Annotated in this window: 7 protein-coding genes; 5 read left to right on the top strand and 2 right to left on the bottom strand. The window is 56.9% G+C overall.

Annotated elements, in window-relative coordinates:
* Window positions 1–23: 23 nt before the first annotated feature.
* Window positions 24–2114, top strand: coding sequence for a glycoside hydrolase family 5 protein (locus B7994_RS10985; protein ID WP_233143181.1), 2091 nt, complete (start codon window positions 24–26; stop codon window positions 2112–2114).
* 238 nt (window positions 2115–2352) lie between these two features.
* On the opposite strand, the gene B7994_RS10990 is transcribed toward B7994_RS10985, so the two are convergent.
* The gene (locus B7994_RS10990) at window positions 2353–4677 is read right to left on the bottom strand and encodes an NADP-dependent malic enzyme (RefSeq protein ID WP_088638506.1); all 2325 of its coding nucleotides are present in this window, start codon (window positions 4675–4677) and stop codon (window positions 2353–2355) included.
* Between the two features lie 202 nt (window positions 4678–4879).
* Between B7994_RS10990 and B7994_RS10995 the strand changes: the two genes are divergently transcribed.
* On the top strand, window positions 4880–6313 hold the full coding sequence (locus tag B7994_RS10995) for a sodium:alanine symporter family protein (protein WP_088638507.1): 1434 nt from the start codon (window positions 4880–4882) through the stop codon (window positions 6311–6313).
* A gap of 27 nt (window positions 6314–6340) precedes the next feature.
* On the top strand, window positions 6341–6808 hold the full coding sequence (locus B7994_RS11000) for a hypothetical protein (protein ID WP_088638508.1): 468 nt from the start codon (window positions 6341–6343) through the stop codon (window positions 6806–6808).
* 16 nt (window positions 6809–6824) lie between these two features.
* Here the strand turns inward: B7994_RS11000 and B7994_RS11005 are convergent, their stop codons facing one another.
* On the bottom strand, window positions 6825–8036 hold the full coding sequence (locus B7994_RS11005; protein WP_088638509.1) for an NAD(P)-dependent oxidoreductase: 1212 nt from the start codon (window positions 8034–8036) through the stop codon (window positions 6825–6827).
* Between the two features lie 218 nt (window positions 8037–8254).
* Here B7994_RS11005 and B7994_RS11010 point away from each other — a divergent pair, with 218 nt between their 5' ends.
* Window positions 8255–9592: a polysaccharide deacetylase family protein gene (locus B7994_RS11010; RefSeq protein WP_088638510.1), complete on the top strand. Its 1338-nt coding sequence runs from the start codon at window positions 8255–8257 to the stop codon at window positions 9590–9592.
* A 300-nt stretch (window positions 9593–9892) separates the two neighbouring features.
* On the top strand, window positions 9893–16354 hold the full coding sequence (locus B7994_RS11015) for a glycoside hydrolase family 9 protein (protein ID WP_088638511.1): 6462 nt from the start codon (window positions 9893–9895) through the stop codon (window positions 16352–16354).
* Window positions 16355–16369: the final 15 nt, after the last annotated feature.

Raw genomic sequence — 16369 nt, forward strand, 5'->3', positions numbered from 1 at the left:
AAACAATACTGCAAGGAGCAATTATGAACCTTTTTGGAATGTTTGGAATCGTCTGTGGTACGGCACTTTTCGCCGCCACTAGCGCATTCGCCCTCCCCAAGGCAACCGAAATCTTCCCCAAGATGGGTCTCGGCTACAACATCGGTAACACGATGGAAGTTCCCAAGAATCCGACACTCTGGGGCAACCCCTTCCCGGATGCCGCTTACGTGAAGGCCATCAAGGACGCCGGCTTCAACACCGTGCGTATTCCCTGCGCTTGGGACAGCCACGCTTCTAACGGCACCATTAACGCTGGCTGGCTTGACTCCGTAAAGACTGTTGTCGACCTCGTCATCAACAATGGTATGTACGCCATTCTGAACAGCCACTGGGACGAAGGTTGGCTCGAAGACCACGTTTTTGACGGCGAAGGCTACGACAAAACCGGCCTTGTCAACAGTTCTGCAGCAACTGTTGCCGCCAAGCAGGAAAGCTACTGGAAGCAGATTGCTACCAAGTTCGCCGCTTACGACGAACACCTGATTTTCGCATCCGCCAACGAACCGGGCGTGAACGACCCGTGGAACGGCGGCGCAGACAACGGCCAGTGGGCATTTGACGAAACCCGTATGCAGGTTCTCAAGAGCTATCACGAAGCATGCCTCAAGGCCGTGCGCTCTACCGGCGGCAACAACGCCACCCGTATCGTGGTCGTGCAGGCCCCGCGTACCGAAATCGACAAGTCTCCGCTCCTCGCCTCCATGTACCCGACCGACCCGGCTGGCGACGGCTACACCATGGCCGAAGTCCACTTCTACCCGTATCAGTTCTCCCTGATGACCGGCGGTGACGAAGACTGGGGCAAGATGTTCTACTACTGGGAAGACCAGACTCCGGGCAACGACGCCGCACACACCTGTTCCGGTTCCGCCCTCGGTTCCAAGAGTTCCATCGACCAGCTCTTCAGCGGTCTCAAGAGCCGTTTCTACGACAAGGGCATTCCTGTCGTGATCGGCGAAATGGGTGCCGTCAAGCGTCTCGGAGTTCTCACCGGCAACAATTTGAAAGTTCATTTGCAGGCACGTGCCGCCTGGTACGGCTACACTGTCGCCGCTGCCAAGAAGAACGGCCTCGTTCCCTGCGTATGGGATACCGGTGACGAAGGCGACGGCAACTTCACGATTATCCGCCGCCAGGTGAACAAGTTCGGTGGCAACGTGGGCGACATCACCGACGTCGAAACGCTCAACGCCATGCGCGAAGCTTACGGCCAGGCTGCTCTCCCGGGCAACAGCATTGATTCCATTGTCACTCAGAACCCTGACATTCCCGAAGGTTCCGGCAAGGGCGTTGAAGTTACCTACACAACCAAAACTGCCGATTCCAGCGAAACGGGTACCCTCCGCGTCAACCTCAGCGGCGCAAGCAAGGACCTCTCCAAGTACGTAGGCCTTGAAATCCGCCTGAAGGGTGCTGTTGAAACCGCTGGCCCCTGCACCGGTGAAAGCGACGGCTGCGGCGCTTATGGCTGGACCTCCATGGACCTCTTCATGATGACAGGCGACAGCTGGGATTGGTTTGACGCCAACGTGCTGGAACAGGCCGACAAGGGACTCGATGCGTCCAAGTTCCAGACAATTCAGGTCAAGTGGGAAGACTTCCGCAAGGAGCCCACGGGTCTCAACGAAGCAAACGCCATCGGCCTAAACCTTTACGGAACGCAGGTCACCGGCACAATCACCTTTGACTACATCGCAGGCATCAAGGCCGACGGTTCTATCGAAATCATCGACGACTTCGACAAGAAGCCCGGACTCGAAGGTACCGCCAGCGGCAAGGTCGTCTCCCTCAGCGGAGGCTCTGACGCCATCAGGCCTGTCCGCGTGGCAAGTTCCAGCAAGATGCTCGTAAGCGTACAGCCGGGCATGGTGACCGCCATGTTCAGCACCAACAAGGCCGCTCCGGCAAAGGCCCTGCTCTTGAACACCAAGGGCCAGGTCATCGCCCAGCAGGACTTCACCACAAGCAAGGGTTCGAACGCAGTTGAACTGCGTAACTCCTACCGCGGCGTTGCAATGCTCGTCGTGCGCCAGGGTAGCCAGCAGCTTGTACAGAAGGTTATACTAAAGTAAATACACATATTCCGGCACTGTTTAGAGGTGTTGGTGCCGGAAGCCCTTAACTGGGTGTGTGGAAGTCCCCCGCGGCATGGCCGCGGGGGATATTTAATACCGCTCGTTCGTCGTATTAGGTGCTGAACCTCCGGTTTCTCACTCGCTCTCGCCGCCACGCCTCATTAAGATGAGGCGCTTACGGCTCACGGGATACCGCTAGTTCATCGTATTGGATGCTGAAATTAAGACGCAGTCCTTACCACATCTTGTCGAACTTCTTGCGGTTCTTTTCTTCGTCTTTCTTTTCCTGCACGATGGCGTCAATTACGGCGGCAACCGTCAGGTTGAAGATGTCGTGCACGGAGGCATCGGAGTCGGTAAAATGCACCGGCTTGTTCAGGCCCATCTGCACGGGGCCGATGGATTCGCCCACGCCCATTTCGAGGAGCATCTTGCAAGTGGTATTTGCCGAAGATAGGCACGGGAAGATGAGCGTGTTGACCGTCTGGCCCTTGAGCTTGTTGAAGGGGTACTTCGTGTCGCGCAGTTCCTTGTCGAGCGCCACGTTCACCTGCATTTCGCCGTCAAGCACGTAGTCCGGGAACTGTTCGTGAATCATCTTCACCGCGTCGCGGGCCTTGTTGGCCGTACCGCGGGCCGCTTCCTTGTCGCTACCGAAATTCGCGTAGCTGAGCATCGCCATCACGGGTTCGTGAGCGAAGAAGCGGACGGCATCGTGCGTGAGTTTCGCAATATCCACGAGCGTATCGACATCGGGATCGCGGTTCACGAGCGTATCGGCCAGGAAGAACGTCCCCTTGCGCGTGCTCAAGATATGCATGGCACCGAAGTGCTTGTATTCCTCACGGATGCCAATGATTTCCTTCGCAAGTTCGATGGTCTCGGAGTACTTGGAGTAGCCGCCGGTAATGAACGCGTCGGCATCGCCTTGCTTCACCATCATCATGCCGAAGTGGTTCGGCTCGAACATGTCGTCGCGGGCCTCATCGAAGGTGACGCCGTTACGGCCGTTCTCTTCGGCATAAATGCCGGCATACTTGCGGCGACGTTCAAATTCTTCGGGCGAGCGCGGGTTCACAATCTTGATGCCCGTAAGGTCGAGCTGTTCCTTGTTCGCCATCAGCTGGATGCGTTCGGCATTACCCAGCAAAATCGGGTGAGCGACACCTTCGAGCTTCGCCTGCACGGCGGCCTTGAGCATGTTGAGGTTGTCGCCTTCGGCAAACACCACGCGCTTCGGGTTGCTGCGAGCCGTATCGCTGAACTGGCGGATAAGCTTGTTGTCGTAGCCCATCATGTCGCGGAGCCTGTCGTAGTAAGCGTCCCAGTCGGTAATCGGCTTGCGGGCCACACCGCTCTCGATGGCAGCCTTCGCGACGGCGATAGAAACTTCCGTAAGCAGGCGCGGGTCAAGCGGCTTCGGAATCAAGTATTCCTTGCCGAAAGTAAAGCGCTGCGCATTGTAGGCAATATTCACCACGTCGGGCACCGGCTGGTGCGCAAGCGCGGCAATCGCACGCACGGCGGCATGCTTCATGTGTTCGTTGATGCAGGTGGCGCGCACGTCAAGCGCACCGCGGAAAATGTACGGGAAACCGATGACGTTGTTCACCTGGTTCGGGTAGTCACTGCGGCCCGTCGCAAAAATCAAGTCGCCACGGCTCGCCATCGCCTCTTCGTAGCTGATTTCGGGAGTCGGATTCGCGAGTGCGAAAACAATCGGCTGGTCGGCCATGCTGCGCACCATCTCGCGCGTGAGGATGTTGCCCTTCGAGAGACCAACGAACACGTCGGCGCCCTTCATGGCGTCTTCAAGCGTCTCGATGTCGGTGCGGTCGGTCGCAAAGAAGGCCTTCGCTTCGGTAAGGCCCTTGCGGTCCTTGCGAATCACGCCCTTGCTGTCGCACATCACCAAGTTTTCCTTCTTGAGACCGAGCGACAGGTAGAGTCGCGTGCAGGCGCAAGCGGCTGCACCCGCACCGTTCACCACCATCTTCACGTCGCGAATGCTCTTGCCCGCAACTTCAATAGCGTTGAGGAGGCCTGCAGAAGAAATGATGGCCGTACCGTGCTGGTCGTCGTGCATCACGGGGATGTCGAGTTCGGCCTTCAGGGTGTCTTCGATTTCAAAGCATTCCGGAGCCTTGATATCTTCGAGGTTGATGCCGCCGAACGTCGGGGCGATGCCCTTCACGATTTCGATGAACTTCTTCGGGTCCTTCTCGTTGATTTCGATGTCGAAGACGTCGATGCCCGCGTAAATCTTGAACAGGAGCGCCTTGCCTTCCATCACCGGCTTGCCGGCGAGGGCGCCGATATCGCCGAGGCCGAGCACCGCCGTGCCGTTAGAAATCACGGCAACAAGGTTGCCCTTGCCCGTATATTCGTAGGCCAAGTTGTTGTCCTTCTCGATTTCGAGACAGGGGGCGGCAACGCCCGGAGTGTAAGCGAGGCCCAGGTCCGTCTGGGTGCTGTGCGGCTTGGTCGGCACGATTTCAATCTTGCCGGGTTTTCCCATGGAGTGGTATTCGAGGGCCTTTTCTTTCAAATCCTTGCTCATCTTGGCTCCTTGATTTTTTGGGGCCAAATATAGAAAAAAGTTTACAAAAGCCCAAGGATGCTATAGCAACATTCTTTGAAATTGTCATCCCGAACCCCTCCCAAAAGCCCCTTTTTAGGCGCCCCCCGCTCCAAAATGACGCTGACAAACAAAAACCACCTTTCTATCTTTTTGCCTATCAACGAGTTACAAGGATTTCAAAATGGAAGCTTTAAACGCTATTCTCGATACCATCGACGGTTACGTGTGGGGTATCCCGCTCATCGCCGTAATCCTGTTCGTGGGAATTTTGCTCACGAGCCGTCTTGGCGTGCTGCAGGTGACGAACCTCGGCAACGCACTGCGCTACATGACGAGCAGCGAAAAGGATGGCGAGGGCGAAGTCTCGAGTTTCGCCGCACTCTGCACGGCACTTGCGGCCACGGTCGGTACCGGCAACATCGTGGGTGTCGCGACCGCCATCGGCACGGGCGGCCCGGGTGCACTCTTCTGGATGGAAGTTGCCGCCTTTTTCGGCATGGCCACAAAATACTCCGAAGGCCTGCTCGCGGTCAAGTACCGCAAGGTCGATACTGACGGCAAGGTATTGGGCGGCCCCTTCTACTACATCGAGACGGGCATCAAGGAACGTTTCGGGCTCAACTTCAAGTGGCTCGCCGTGCTGTTCGCCGTGTTCGGCGTGCTTGCGGGCCTTCTCGGCATCGGCACCATCACGCAGGTGAACGGCATTACCTCGGCGGTCGCGACAGTCATCCCCACCGGCGAATTCATCAACCTCGCCGGCAACTCGGTCTCTTACTCCACGGCCATCGCGGGCCTGCTCTGCGCGGGCTTCACTGCCTGCGTCATCATCGGCGGGCTCAAGCGCATCGCGAAGGTTTCGCTCTACATCGTGCCGTTCATGGCCATCTTCTACATTCTCTTCTGCCTGCTCATCCTGGGATTCAACTTCTCGAAGATTTCGGGCGCCATCGAGACCATCATCCAGGCGGCATTCAACCCGAGCGCCGTCACAGGCGGCGTGGTAGGCACCATCTTCATCGCGATGCAGAAGGGTATCGCCCGCGGCATCTTCAGTAACGAGGCGGGCCTCGGCTCGGCCCCGATTGCAGCCGCAGCGGCCAAGACAAAGGAACCGGTTCGCCAGGGTCTCGTAAGCATGACGGGCACGTTCATCGACACGATCGTCATCTGCTCCATGACCGGCCTTGCCATCGTGGTCACGGGCGCGTGGACTCCGGAACTCGGCCTGCAGGGCGTGAACATCACCATGGAAGCATTCACCCGCGGGCTTACGAACCTGCCCGCCGGCGCAAGCATCGCCCCGTACGTCCTTACCGTGGCACTCGTGTTCTTCGCGTTCACCACCATCCTCGGGTGGGCTTACTACTCCGAGCGCTGCCTGGAATACCTCATCGGGCGCGGCAAGAAGAACGCCATCCTCGCCTACCGCTGGGTGTACGTGGCCGCGGTGTTCATCGGCCCCTACCTCACGGTGAGTGCGGTGTGGACTAGCGCCGACATCTTCAACGGGCTCATGGCCTTCCCGAACCTTGTGGCACTGGTATTGCTTAGCGGCATTGTCGCCCGCGAGACGAAGAAGTTCTTCGTGAAGCTCGAGAAAGAGAAGAACTAGTATTCATCAGTCCGTTGCGTTTAATTTATGCTGCTCTCTGACGAAGAAATCGAAGCGTATGAGAAGGAAGTCAAGAAGCTCTCTCTCGACGAGTTGAAAAAACGTCTTAACGAACTTCCTGAATACGACTCTTCCGACGAAAGGTCGCTCATTGAAGACCGGATAGACGAGCTCCTAAAGGAACAAGCCGAAAAGCTAGAGTATGACTATCAGAATACTCCCCACAGGATGTCTTTTATCATCAGGGCATTCTGCATCATCCTTTTTGTAGCGGGATTTCTCTATCCTTTTGTGGCTGGAGGGTCCATGATGGTAGTCGGCATCACCTCACTCTGTTCGTGCACCTTGTTCGGCATCGTAGCCATAATCGACAAGCGTTTCAAGCTGTTCTCAGAGCTTTATTACGAGGAGACCCACCCCAACGACTACCGGACGAGCGTGATAGCAACATTCCTTTTCGGAGTGTTTTGCTTCGCCATGTGTATGCTCACGTGAAGCATGCAGGCATTTGCTAGTCGCTTTCATTCGGCAACCCGCCGAGCATCTCGCAGAGTTCAGGACCGATAACGCCATCCTGCATCGTCGTCGAGAGGATGCGCTGCTCCAATTCGCTTGGCGGATCCATGGGGCCCGCATTTTTATTTGCGGCTACAGCTTCGCGACCCGCGCCGGCCTTGCCATAAACTGCGCCGCCTTCTTGCAAAAGCAGTTCCCCGAGCGCGGCATGCAGGGCAAGCGATGCGTCGATGTACTTGAGGTGCGTCGGTTCTTCGAGGATAAAGTTCAGCGGTTTCTTTTCGGCGAGCACGCGACTCGCCGGGACGCCTGGCCCGTATTCGTCCTCAACGCCCATGTTGGCAAGCACCGCGCCCGAGGCAAGCAAGGCTTCCACGATTTGCGGGCGGTCGAGCGCCCCCTTCACGCCGGTCGCAGTCACCACGAAGTCGGCACCGCGCACGAGCGATGCAACCGCATCAAGATCGTTGCAGTCCGTGACCGGAACGTCGTTTGCATCGAGGAACGGGTTTGCGTCTCGCGAGCAGTCCGTCACCACATGCACGTTTGCACCGGAGCGCAGCAGTTGCAGCACTATGCCTTGCCCCACCTTTCCGCTCCCGAAGACAATAAACTTCTTGCCGGCGGAAGGCGCGCCGTCCGTACCCGAATCTAAAGTGTCACGACCCGAATCTAAGCCATCCGCATCTAAACAGAAATCGTGCCCGAGCTGAGCGAGTGCGCGCACGTAGCCCTCGCCCGTCCCGAGGCAAGTCTCGATGCGTTTCACTATCCCGCTGTCGGCAACATACACCGGATGTTCGCTCTTCTCGTAAAACTGCACGCCGCTGCGCGTGAGTTCCACGAACCCGAAACGCGGATGGCATGCCGAAAACTGGCCCGCGCAATCCAGAACCAGGTCGAACCCGCGGCCAGCCGCCTCCATCTCGAGAGCTTCGCGCAACCCGATTACAGGGATTCCGTTCCCGCGCAAGACTTCCACGATTCCCGGGTCGCAGGGCATCCCGCCTGCCACACCCACGACAAGATCGGCACCGCCCGCGATAAGCGCCCGGTATTCCAGCAGCGTATTGCGAAATACGGGTGTCGCCACCAATACACGGAGAGCCCGAAACGGCCTCGTACCCGACCATTCACAGAAAAAAGCGGAAAGTGCCGGATATTCACGTTTCTCGTAGGCGTCGTTCACAATCTCGTCGAAAATCATACCCCCCAATATAGATAAATCCGCCCCCGGCCGAAAAGCCGGGGTAAAGTGCCCCGCAGTGCCTGTAAATTTTTAACAACACCCCCAAAAAACGCCATTTTTCCGCAAAAATCGCAATTTTCGCGTTGTAATGGACTACAATAGAAAAAGACCAACGCGAAAGCCCCCTACCCACCATTAATATAAATTCCTTATTGAACAAACAATTGGAGAGTAATATGGATAAGAAATTCCTACCCGCAGCCCTTGCCGTCACATTCGGCGTTGGGCTTTCTTTTGCCCAGACTGCCGAAATCGGTACCTGGGCAGGTTTCCGCAAGGGTGCCGCATCGTTCACGTTCGACGACGGCGCTCCGAGCCACGTGAGCGACGGCGGTCCGCTGTTCGACAAGTACGGCTATAAGGGAACCTTCAACGTGGTGGTGAACTGGAACCCCGACTGGAGCGGTTTCGGCAACATGGCCAAGAACGGTCACGAAATTGCAAGCCACAGCAACACCCACGGCCAGAACATGAGCGGCGAAGAAGCTTCTTCGAAGAAGAGCATTGAAGGCAAGATTCAGCAGAAGTACGGCGTCATCACGGTCGCCTATCCGAACTGCAACGTCCCGAACAAGAGCGCCGTGCAGCAGAACTACGTCATTGGCCGTATCTGCAACGGTTCCTGGCAGAGCCAGCCCGACATGATGAGCAAGGACGGTCCTAGCGACTGGACAATGGCATCCGCCATCATGACTGGTTCCACCGGCACGAACGACTTCAAGGGCAACATGCAGAAGGCCGTACAGCAGGGCGGCTGGATCGCATTCCTCACCCACGGTTTCGAGAACAAGAACAACGGTTCCGCTACCTACTCGCCCACGCCGCTCAGCGCCATTGAAGACGGTCTCAAGTGGGCCCAGCAGAACGATAAGGACATCTGGGTTGCCCCGATGGGCCATGTCGCCATGTACATCAAGGAACGCAAAGCCTCCAAGGTTGAAGCCAGCGGCAGCGGCACCATCACGGTTAAGCTCACGCACAACATCGCCGACAACGTTTCTAAGTACGACTACCCGCTTTCCATCCGCGTCAAGTACGACGGCTCTCAGGCAGAAGTCACGCAGGCCGGCGCAAAGCTTGAATCCAAGATCGATGGTGGCTATGTCTACTTCGACGCCGTTCCGAACGCAGGCGACATCGTCATCTCCGGTGGAGCAACTACTCCGTCTTCTTCCAGCGAAGTTACCTCCTCTAGCAGCGTAGCCTCCTCTTCTAGCACCGTGCCGCCGCAGTCTTCCAGCAGCGGATTCGGCCCGTGGCCGCCGCTTTCTTCCTCCTCGACCACCGCAATCGCTGCCGAACCGGCAGGCCTCGCTGCAGTCGCCGTCTACAGGACCGCCGATAACTACATCGAAGTTTCCGGTGCACAGGGCATGGCAATCACCGTCTACAACAACTTGGGCCAGGTAATCCGCACCACACGCAGCCTCGGCATTGTCCAGAAGGTGTACACCGGCGCGAAGGGCATGTACATCGTGAAGGTCGGTAGCAGGACGTTCAAGATTTCTCTCTAACAAATCCACACAAAAACAAGCCGCCCTCCTCGGGGCGGTTTGTTTTTACACACTCTTGTTTGTAAATTTCACTTTACATCACAATTCTTTCCGGCGTGCGAATTTCCCCTTTTTCGCATTTTTTTGTGATATGCTTGGCGCAGTCTCTGCACGCCCCTCGAAATTGCGTATTTTTTTGTTTTTTCCTCATTTTCGAGGGGACGATTTAACATAATAAATCTATTTTATAATTGGGATTATTGTGGTTTGACGAGGACTCTTGCAAGGGTCCTGTTTTTTAGGTTATTTAAAGGAGGCGGCATGCCTGCAAAAAGATCTTGGATTACAGTACTGCTCGCGACTGTCGGCATCATGGCGGCAGAGCAAGAACAGCCCACACCGTACGACCTGATTCGTCCGGTCTGGCCGCTCACGTGGGACAGCACCGTGTTCAACCACTTTGTCCCCGACGCGATTCCGAAGAACCCGATTCCGAAAAACAGGACTCCCGCCGCATTCGCCCCCAACGAATTTATTCCCGACACGCTGGACCAGGCCTACCTGGACGCCATGAACTACCGCATGTCACCCATCCGCGTGAACCAGGCCGGCTATCTCGAAAGTGACGCCGAGAAGCAGTTCTACTACGTCGGATCCGCCACCTCCTTCGAAGTCGTGGATGCCGATGGCAACTCCCTCTCCCCCGCAGCCACGGGAACCTTTACCTCAAGCGGTAAATCCGCATCGTCTTCCTGGATAATCAATGCAGGGACAAACGCGGCCACCAACAACAAGGACCGCTATTCCGTTACCATAAATGGCCCGTCGGGCACGATACAGATAGGCCAACTCGGCAACATGAGCCTGCCCACCAATACCCGCCTGCGCATCAAGGTGGGGAACAATATTTCGAGCACCTTCATCATTAGCGAACACGTGTATTCCATGGTGAAGGATGCAGCCCTCAAGTTCTACGGCATCAACCGTAGCGGTAATGGAGAATCCTGGTTCCACCCGGCAAGCCATACCAAGGATGGCGGCGGACCGGTTACCGAAGGTGCAGATGACGTCCGTGGACCGTTTAATGAAGCCCTTGCCGGAACGCTTGAAGGCGGCTACTACGACTGCGGAGACCACCTGAAGGAATCCCAGACCCAGATGTATGCCTTCATGGTGGCTGCCGTGATGGCAGCAACGAACGCCGACGCCGACGAAGACGTTTATGCCTACAACCAGGGGGAAACGGTCAATACCGACGGTATCCCCGACATGCTCCGCGAAGCTAAGCACGGCGCCGACTTTGTACTGCGTGCCTACAAGCGCGCCAACGGAGTCGTCGACGACATGGCCCTTTCCGTAGGTAACTTCGGTAGTGACCACGGTTGGTGGGGACGCCCCGAGAACCAGGACAAGCTCCCTGTCGACAACTCTGCATCGGCAACCGACCGCGGAGGCCCCGCCTCGCGCACGGTCCGCCTTGGCGAAGTCGGCTCGAACATCGGTGGCGAAACGGCCGCAGGCCTCGCCATCCTCGGCAAGATGTATGCCGAATACGACAAGCCCTTTGCCGATAGCTGCCTTATGGTGGCCAAGGCCATGTACAAGTTTGCAAAAGACCTCGCCCAAGGCGCGACCTTCACTCACAACAAGAAGGCTGCCGGCTGGTCTAGCCCGGCCTATAACGGCAACAACGAATTCTACGACGACATGGCTCTTGCCTCGGTGGCACTCCTCTATGCGACCGGAGAAAAAGAATACGCCGACGACATGATCCGCAACAAGAACATGGTGCAGGGCCAGGAATACGCTACCGGCGCCGGATTCTTCGAGGGCGGTTGGTTCGTCACCAACAACAAGGGCTTCTTTAAGGATGTCAAGAACACCGGATGGGCAAACGCCTATTCCTACGCGCTCTATGCCCTCTACAAGCTAATCCTGCAGGACAAGGACAAGGCGATAAACGAATACGGCCTATCTGAAACGGAATGGCTGAACGCCATCGAAGACTGTATCGCGGACATGATTGCGAACCTCGGCGACATGAGTGCCTACGGCGAAAGCCCGGAAACATTCGTATTCCCCACGGTTCCCAATGTCTGGAAGCAGAGCCAGGTCACATACGACAAGACCTGGTATACCATGCTCACGGACCAGGAATGGATCTACAACAGATACCGCGCTGGTGACATTTTCGAAGTGCTGGCATACGCCGACGTGGCGGCCGACATCGAAAAGCAGGGTATTTCACTCCCCAACATGGGAACCCCGAACTGGAAAGCGGCCGAGGCAAAGCAGTTCGCCATCAACCAGCTTAACTACCTGCTTGGCGTGAACCCGTGGGACGTTTCCTTCATCATGGGTGTCGGCGACAAGAACGACGCCCACCCGCACCACCGTGCATCCAACCCCGAAGGCAAGAACATGCCGGGCGCAGGCTACAAGTATAAACCGCCTGTAGGCGCCCTCTATGGTGGCGTTCCCCCTGCACTCAGTGTGACTATGGGTAAGAACGGACAGCGCAACTGGGAATACTACGAAATGTCGGAAGTCTGCATTGACGCAGCCGCAACCCTCGTCAGTAGCGTAAGCCTCGCCTCCCAGAAGATTGACCGCACCCGCGCACCCGGAATGCAGGTGGAAATCCGCCACGTCAGCATGGATTCCGCCATCGTGATGGTGAAACTCGATACCCGCGGCACGGCATCCATCAACTACGGCACAGGCGACCAGGCAACGCAAATGAACAAGGTTGCCGTCCCCGACGATTCCTCCTCCGGCGTGCAGCACGAGTTCATCCTGAGGAACCTGCAGCCGGGCACCACATACTACTTCTTCGCGACCGGTTATAACGCCTACAACCCAGAAAACTACACCATGAAGTTCATGGTCGACAGCACGCAGACTCCGTTCAGCTTCACGACGCTCAACACCGTCGAAAGCGCCGAAATCAAGAATGTAACCGTGTGTAACGTAAGTGCCGACAGTGCCGAAATCATGTGGTACACCCCGAACGGCGAATACGAATCCAAGCTCTACTGGGATACCATTCCGCACACGAACCCGAACGAGTATGCCCACAACACGGGCGCCGGCAATGCCGACATCTCGGGAATCCCGACCAAGTTCCACTATGTGAAAATCGGCGGACTCAAGGAAAAGACGACATACTACTACGCCGTCGAGAGCAACGGACAGTACACGAACGTGAACGAAGAAACAGGCGCCATGCTCAAGTTCACCACACCGGTGACGCAGTACGACTTCAGCGTGTACACCTACCAGTACTCTTGGGCAAGCAAACCCGCCATCAACGTGAACATCTTCAACAACGAGGCTAGAGCGTTCGACAGCCTTACCGTGCGCATGTTCATGCGTGGCGATGACGACCTGTACGATGACGTGGCCATCCGTACCGACATCTGCCAGGCATACGACGAAGCCGGTTTCAACAAGGCCTGCGATGCCACAACGCTAGAAGTTCTCAACCAAGGGTTCCGCCACGTGCGCCCCGTAAAGATCGAAGACACCTACGATGCCGCTTCTGGCACCTGGCAGTGGTACTTCCCCATCCCGCTCGGACCGACAGTCATCAAGAGTTCTAGCCGCTTCCGCGTGGACGTGCTGTTCGTAGCACGCATTCGCGCCCAGGGACAGGACGACCCGCTCGACGTGGCCCCGCAGAACAAGAAGCTTTACTGCAACGCCGACGGTACCTGGTACTGGGTGTCCGACGAGGACAAGATTGGCGCTACCCTCACGGCAAATCCGGGCGACTGGAGCTGGATGCCGCACAGCAAGGCCAACGGCGACTATGCCGACTACCCGGGCATGCCCTGCATCAGCAAGGATGCCGGCGACCTGGACTTCGGCGTGGCACCGGTGAACCCCTACGTGGCCGTGTACCGCAAGGACGAATTCGTCTGGGGCTACAGCCCCTCCAAGAGCGAAATGGAAACGAAGCGCGCGAACTACCAGATCGAGGTCACGTTCGACGAGCCCTTCAACGTGTCTAACGGCAGCTATGTGGAAATCGACCAGTCGAGCAGCACCGTGTTCGTGACCGGCCACGCCCATATTACCGAAGGCGGCTACATCACGAAGATTTGGGCAAACGGAACGCAGGTTCCGCTGGAACGCATGGATCTTGATGGCGAAATCTACATGATGAGCAATGGCGTCATCGTTGCGCACTACAACCTCGCTACCGACCTCTGGGATTTGAAGATTCCGGTTAAGATGGGCATCGGAAGCAACAAGGTCGACGTCACAGTATTCGCAGGGCCTGACCCCGATTGTGCTGCCTGTACCGAAAACGGAGGCTGTGCTTTCGTAAACCGTTCGTACTTCGTGCAGTTCACCAAGGGCGACGCTACCGCATCGGCCCTCACCATCAAGGATAGGGACGGCAACCCGGTGGCAAGCCCGGCCGACCCGGCGAACACGCAGTTCTACATCTACCTGACCGACAAGGACAAGGCAAAGTACAACCAAACTATCGAAGTGCTCGTCGTGAACAACAAGAAGGGCGATACCCTCAAGGTCGCCATGGAACCCGTTGCCGACAACCCTGGCATGTTCCAGAGCAAGACCTCCATCGCCGCACTTGAAGTTCCGAAGAACAACCGAGGGTCTGGCCAGATTTCGTTCTTTGCGGGCGATACCATCCAGGTCATCTATATCGACCCCGAAGACGAAGAAGATGTCTCGAAGCAGTCGTTCTACGCAGAATCCACGTACCCGGCGCCCAAACAGGTGCTTGCCCAGGACAGCGACTGCGACAACGTCGCCGACAAGTTGACCATCACCTTCTCCAATGCCTTCGACGAGAACTACGCGCTGGACAGCGTCCGCGTGTTTATCGAAGGCATGAGCGACTCGGTGACACTTTCTGTGCCCCAGCCGATACAGGGCCTAAACGAGATTACGATACCGCTCACAGGCGTAAACGTACCTGAAACGGCAGCACCCAGCGGAACCGCAACCGTATTCCTTGTCACGAAGGGGCAGATTTCCCGCGAAGTGGTGAAGATTACCGACGGTATCGCGCCACAGCTCCTGAGCGTAACGATTCTCGAGAATCCGGAACCGCGCTCCACCGAAGATACGCTGATGATCGCCTTCACCGAGCCTGTCATGTTACCCTCCCTGGGAGCATGGCCCCTCTCTATCGAAGGAGTCTCCGGCGACCACATCTCCGTGTCGGGCAAGGCAACCACAAACAACGGCGGCAAGAGTTGGCTGTTCGTGGTGACCGGGAACGACAACGGGAGCTACATCCCTGTTGGCGGAATCGCAAGCATCAAGAGCGGCATGAACATCACGGACGAAGCCCTGAACGCGCTCGACCCGGCATCGCCCTGCGCACAGGGCGTGAAGATTGCAGAAACCCCGAAGCCCGTGCCCATCACGCTTGCCGAAATCCGCGACAACGAGGGTGACGGTTTCGCTGACGAAATCTACCTGAAGTTCGAAAAGAAGCTACGCCCGCAGGACATGCTCGACAGTTTCGTCGTGGAATGGGGCATGAAGAACATCACCAAGAGTTTCCTCCCTGCCGACTGGAACCACACCATGGAATTCGGGGAACACTGGCAGCACAATCAGCAGCTGGATACCCTCACCGGTGTCGTCACCGACGATTCCACCCTGGTGCAAGATACGATTTCCATCATTACGATTCCGCTCACGACTGCAAACGGATTCCCGTTCGGCACGACAAGCGGTTCGTACGACGGCTACGGTCACGTGACACCGAGACTCGGACCCGCAGGCGGATTCTTCGACAAGTTCTACTTCGTAGTCGACAAGTGCCCGCCCGTCATTATCAAGGCGACGAAGTCCACATCGAATTCCTACGAGTTCCTCGAAGCCACCATGTCTGAGCCTCTCCAGACTATCGACAATTCCTCTCTCGAATACATCGAGCGCAAGCGCGGCTCGCAGGAAGGCATATACCTGAAGCCCAAGTCCGTATCGACCCGAAACGACGTGAAGGAATTCTACGGCTACTCCGACGAATCCGAAGGCGCCGTACGCGTAGGCGACTACATCAGGCTCGTGCCGCTCCCGGCACTTTCCCGCTACAAGGACAAGGCTGGCAACTACCCCACCGAACAGAACCCGTGGGTAATTGTCGGCGGTGCTTCCGCAGAAAAGACGAAGTTCAACGTGGTTCTCGTGCACAACGTGACGAAGCCTTCCGCCGACGTCCCCTATACGGGCGCTCCGGCCAGCGCAGGCGAAGTATTCCGTGCAACAATCATCAAGACTGGCGGCAACGAGGCCCTCATGACTCTCAAGGACGGCGTCCTTTCTGCAACGGGAATCGTCCTGGACACGAACCTCTACAAGCATGCCGGCCCGCAGTTCATTGTTGAAATCACGATGCCTTCGGCCCTGCAGACCAACGATCTCGGCCAGCCGCTCTTCGATTTCGACATCAAGTTCTCGGTCGATGTCTACGACAACCTCGGGCAGTTCATTACCAAGCAGAACGTACGCCTGAACATGAACGACATCGGTTACGACATGATCTCAGAAGATGGCGTGTTGCGCGTGAATATGGAATGGATGGCACCCGATGGTGCGCCCACGACAAAGACCGGCCGCAAGCTCGGCACAGGCGCATACATTGCGAAATTCGACTTCCTCTCCAAGGCCACCTACACCGCAGAGTCTACTCCGGTACAGGGAGAAAGTTCGAACTACAAGAAGGGCGATATCATCAAGACCACGGACAACACGACGAAGACTTTCGGATTCAAGCGCGCCAAGCGTAAGTAAGGTGAAGAAAGTATT

It is taken from the genome of Fibrobacter sp. UWR2 (assembly GCF_002210285.1).
Lineage (GTDB): Bacteria > Fibrobacterota > Fibrobacteria > Fibrobacterales > Fibrobacteraceae > Fibrobacter.

Bases quoted from the DNA above. Each gene is read 5' to 3' on its own strand.
- B7994_RS11015 (WP_088638511.1), top strand. From the start codon at position 9,893: ATGCCTGCAAAAAGATCTTGGATTACAGTACTGCTCGCGACTGTCGGC.
- B7994_RS11005 (WP_088638509.1), bottom strand. From the start codon at position 8,036: ATGATTTTCGACGAGATTGTGAACGACGCCTACGAGAAACGTGAATAT.
- B7994_RS10990 (WP_088638506.1), bottom strand. From the start codon at position 4,677: ATGAGCAAGGATTTGAAAGAAAAGGCCCTCGAATACCACTCCATGGGA.
- B7994_RS10995 (WP_088638507.1), top strand. From the start codon at position 4,880: ATGGAAGCTTTAAACGCTATTCTCGATACCATCGACGGTTACGTGTGG.
- B7994_RS11010 (WP_088638510.1), top strand. From the start codon at position 8,255: ATGGATAAGAAATTCCTACCCGCAGCCCTTGCCGTCACATTCGGCGTT.
- B7994_RS11000 (WP_088638508.1), top strand. From the start codon at position 6,341: ATGCTGCTCTCTGACGAAGAAATCGAAGCGTATGAGAAGGAAGTCAAG.
- B7994_RS10985 (WP_233143181.1), top strand. From the start codon at position 24: ATGAACCTTTTTGGAATGTTTGGAATCGTCTGTGGTACGGCACTTTTC.